At 40.0% G+C, this 4,331-nt stretch carries 6 protein-coding genes and 1 pseudogene; 1 reads left to right on the top strand and 6 read right to left on the bottom strand.

The annotated features are described in order from the left end of the window. Positions 1-339 (top strand): hypothetical protein (locus IQ229_RS15135; protein ID WP_409339935.1); only part of this gene is annotated, 339 nt, incomplete at its 5' end. A 179-nt stretch (positions 340-518) separates the two neighbouring features. On the opposite strand, the gene IQ229_RS15140 is transcribed toward IQ229_RS15135, so the two are convergent. The 6 genes and pseudogenes from IQ229_RS15140 to IQ229_RS15160 all read right to left on the bottom strand — a co-directional run. Continuing rightward, on the bottom strand, positions 519-1,073 hold the full coding sequence (locus tag IQ229_RS15140) for a Uma2 family endonuclease (RefSeq protein ID WP_194044973.1): 555 nt from the start codon (positions 1,071-1,073) through the stop codon (positions 519-521). Between the two features lie 151 nt (positions 1,074-1,224). After that, positions 1,225-2,280 (bottom strand): tRNA dihydrouridine synthase DusB, encoded by a 1,056-nt coding sequence (gene dusB / locus IQ229_RS15145; protein WP_194044975.1) that lies wholly within the window; start codon positions 2,278-2,280, stop codon positions 1,225-1,227. 179 nt (positions 2,281-2,459) lie between these two features. Next, positions 2,460-3,104 (bottom strand): annotated as a pseudogene (locus IQ229_RS15150) (Rpn family recombination-promoting nuclease/putative transposase). Then, positions 2,990-3,280: a DUF2887 domain-containing protein gene (locus IQ229_RS24880; RefSeq protein ID WP_409339936.1), complete on the bottom strand. Its 291-nt coding sequence runs from the start codon at positions 3,278-3,280 to the stop codon at positions 2,990-2,992. The pseudogene IQ229_RS15150 and the gene IQ229_RS24880 overlap by 115 nt, the downstream one beginning before the upstream one ends. Positions 3,281-3,408: 128 nt before the next feature. Next, positions 3,409-3,828, bottom strand: a complete 420-nt coding sequence (locus tag IQ229_RS15155; protein ID WP_194044977.1) for a hypothetical protein — start codon at positions 3,826-3,828, stop codon at positions 3,409-3,411. A 92-nt stretch (positions 3,829-3,920) separates the two neighbouring features. Further along, positions 3,921-4,331: fatty acid desaturase (locus tag IQ229_RS15160; RefSeq protein ID WP_194044979.1), on the bottom strand; the 411-nt coding region annotated here is incomplete at its 5' end.

Here is a 4,331-nt window from a genome sequence, read left to right on the forward strand (position 1 = left end):
TTCTATTACTATTTTATAGCAATGGTTAAGATGCACGCACCTATCCACCTTCAAATCTACGAGCGCGAGGGAACGAAGTGGTTTTTCCACGGCGGCGAAGTTTTCTACAATGCTCGTGGCATTCCTACTGATTTAGACTCAACCCTCAAAGAAAACGGGCTAACCAGGATGAACGTTGTAGCAGAACTATTTCGGATAAATGGTGGCAAGTCAGGATTCTATATAGCCAACGTTCGGGATAAAAAATATTACTACTGCGGTCAAGGCTGGGAAAATGTCAAAGCTCAATTGCGATCGCTTGGTATCGGACGCGACGACCCAATGGAAAGTGGAGCTTGAAAAATTTTTCATCTTTGAGGGCGATCGCCGCTATCAAGTCTAAACTGACCCCGTGAAAAATTTTTCACGGGGATTGCAATTAACTAAAGTCTCTATTAGGGATTGTTGGCATTTTTGATGTCTTGGCGGTTCGATAAATTAGACTTTTTGGCAATTTTTGCGTAAATACTAATTCATTTTCAAGTCAACAATTCGTCTACAGCTACATTAAAACCGAGTAATACTTTTTGAGTACTAACCACATCACCAGATTTAAACCCCAAAACCTGATTATCAGTCATTACAAAAACTAATCGACTTTCAGGAAACACTAGCCAAATTTCCTCGCAACCGGACTGTAAATACTCCTGGGCTTTGAGAAATAATTCTTCAGCTAAATCGGTGGGTGAAACTATCTCAGCAATCAACGGGAAACTTTGTGGCAAAGTAGGAACATTACCAAACTCAGTTACTAACTCAGGCGTTAGATAAGCTACATCAGGACGACGACCCTGTTTATATGTACGACAAGGTACTTCAGTGTAAACTTTCCCACCTTGTTGATTGGAGTTAATATAACTTCTCCAGTAAAAACCAATATTCAATTGAATTTCACTATGTTTTAATGTCATTCCTATTTTTTCTACTAGTCGCTCGTCTACCCACTCCATCCCCTCTGGAGGATTTGCCATGAAGTCTTCTAATGAGAGAATTTCGGGGACGGTTACAACATCATTGTGTTTGGAAACTAACATTGTGAGCCTCCATTTGGGCTAGTTAAACATTCAAAATTCAAAAGAGTTACATAAGGAGATTTAAACCCTAACTGAAATAGTGGTATTCAAGCGATCGCCTCACTTTTAGCAACCAGCAATATCACCCCAAGCTAGCGAGCAAATCAACTTTTTAAAGCATTACCAAACTACCTTCTGCTTCTTCCTCTAGTTCATAACCATTTGCTAATTTTTCAATTGCTTGGTCAATCATTGCCAAACCCTGATCTACTCTTTCAACTAAACTTAGCTGTCCTCGGAGTTCGGCAGCACCAACGAAACCTTTAGCATACCAAGTCATGTGCTTACGGGCTTGACGTACACCGCGATCGCCTTTATATTCCCATAAAGCTTGTAAATGATCTCTTGCACATTCCAAACGCTGAATTGGGGTTGGTGATGGTAATATTTCTCCAGTTTTCAGAAAATGATCGATTTCTCCCACCAAAAACGGATAACCCAAAGTCCCACGGGAACACATGACGCCATCAGCGCCAGTTTGTTCTAAACATTTCACTGCCGCTTCAACGGAAAAAATATCTCCATTCCCAATCACTGGGATAGAAAGCACTTCTTTTACACGGGTAATCCATTCCCAACGGGCATTGCCATTGTACCCTTGAGCGCGGGTTCGTCCATGTACCGTAATCATTTTCGCCCCGGCATCTTCCATCCGCTTGGCAAAGTCGAGAATAGTAATTTCATTGTCATTCCAGCCAATACGGGTTTTTACGGTGACAGGGACATCAACAGCTTTTACCACTTCCCGCACAATTGCTTCTGCTACTTCTGGTTGCCGCAACAATGAAGAACCGCCACCATTTTTAGTGATTTTATTAACCGGACAACCCATATTAATATCAACAGTATCAGCACCTTCGGCAACTGCTTTTATTGCTGCTTCTGCGAGGAAATCTGGACGGCAATCAAATAGTTGAATGCTAATTGGGCGTTCATTGGGATCTACCTCCATGATTTTGGGTAACTGCTTGACATAATGCAACCCCGTAGCATTCACCATTTCGGTATACATCATCGAATCTGGGGCATAGCGACGCACGAGACGGCGAAATACCATATCTGTCACTCCAGATAAAGGCGACTGGAGAACCCGACTTTTTACCTCAAAGGAGCCAATCTTTAAGGGTTGGGAAAGTCTAGCTTGAAGAATAGGACAGAGCGAAATCATAGAAAAAATTAAAAACTATGGGAATGGTAAATAGTAAGAATATGTAGGTAAATCCGCAATCAAGCATACAGCGAATTTAAAGTTATTGAAGTACACAAGCTAAGTCCCAAAGCCAGGTATAAAGCCTATTTTACTTCTAAATTTTGACTCATGAATTTCGAATTTGCTGTAATTGTAGGTTACGTATCCTGACTTGAAGGCTGTTTTTGCATTTCTTGCTGAATTTCTTCTAGACTCAAATCTAGCTCTTTCGCAGTTTCTTCAAAACTCAATCCCAATCTCAACAACAAAGGTATCATTCTAAACTTTGCTTCACGCGCTCCTTCCTCTTTGCCTTCTTGCTTACCTTCTTGCTTGCCTTCTTGATAAACTCGTGTTTTTTTCAAATCACTTAGCCCAAACATACCTTCAATCTCCTCTCGACTTATTGTCGGAAACTTATAAACCAAAATTGTCTCTATTAATTCTAGTAGCTGCCGCTGTTGTGGTTCGACGTTGATTTCTTGCTGGGTTCTCTCTATTAACTGCCTAGCAGCTAGAATTGCTGTCTCCTCTTCATCGACCACTAATTTCATCGTAGCAATTCTAACTGGCAATGATGCAGTTTCACCTAATTAATTAAGGTAAATGCGACTGATGCGCTGGCTAGTGAAAAATTCACTGTAATTCTTGATATCTGCTGTATCTAAACTGCGATTGGGATATATAACTACTCCTCGCCAAGAATTTTTCGGTTTATTTTGGCGTAAGTATAAAGAAATTTCTGAAAATAAGCGTGAATAAATTTCTGTGTCAGTTTGAAACTGGACTTCAACAAAATAAATCGGATTTTCTTCTCCTTGTGTTGGCACAAAAAACAATCTATACGGAATGCAGTTTGCTTGATTTCAATTGAGGAGAATTGATAAGTCTCTGCCGTTTGGGGTGAATTGCCAATTAATTCAAAAAATATGCCAGGAAGTTCTTGAAAAAGGCGATAAAAAATACTGTCAGTTTTCACACTTGATGCACTACAGTGATTTAATCCGTTAGATTTTACCGTGAAATAGCTAGTAAAATATTTTGTTCAATTAGAGTTAACAGAATGAGCGGCGATTTCAGTTATTATATATGTATATATATGTTAAATCAATTTGCAGATTGTATACTACGCCACTCTTTTAATACAAAACTAGACCACAGCAAGAAACCTATCAGTAATAGCCCCATAAATCCATCCAGCCAAATTAGACTATGCATTTTCAAAGACATAGGAGCAACCATCGGGAAGAGATAATGGACTGGACTGGAGATACTAGTGATTGAGTATAAGGCTAATAAAAAGTACGCCAACCAAAACATACCTTGGGTGTAAAACCAATATCCCAATATTCCTACTGGAGTCATCACAATTACAGTACTAATTACTGCAACAGAAGTGAACCACGCCGGGCCAGGATATTGACTCAAAAATAATGCATTGTCTATATAGTGTAGCCAAGTAGAAATGAGGTTGAGTGTGATAACAGCTAGTAGGATAGCCTGACGAAACCTAGAAGTATTTATCATGATATAAATATGCAATTAAAATGCTTAACATTTTATTAAGCCGACTACGGGAAGCAATCGGCATAACAAATTCATGATAATTTAGTTGCAATTTAGCCGTGAGTTGCACCTTGAGGGGGACGCGAGACAACTTTTTTAGCTAAACCCAAAGTCTGCAAAACTAGAATGCTCCACCAAGTAATATCAATCTCCCACCAAGACAACCCAGATTTCGCCATGTGGGGATAAGTATGATGGTTATTGTGCCATCCTTCTCCATAGGTGACGATGGATACCCACCAAAGATTACGAGCGCCATCATCAGCATCAAAGGTGCGATAACCCCACAAATGTGATGCTGAGTTCACAAACCAGGTTGAGTGCCAAAGCAAGACACATCTGAGAAACACTCCGTAGAATACAAAAGACCATCCTCCTAAAGCATAAAGCAGCAACCCGAAGGGTATTTGCAATAGCAAAAAGTAGCGATCTAGCCAACGATAAAAGGGTTGTCTGGCTAAATC

The organism is Nostoc cf. edaphicum LEGE 07299 (assembly GCF_015207245.1).
Taxonomy (GTDB): Bacteria; Cyanobacteriota; Cyanobacteriia; order Cyanobacteriales; family Nostocaceae; genus Nostoc; species Nostoc edaphicum_B.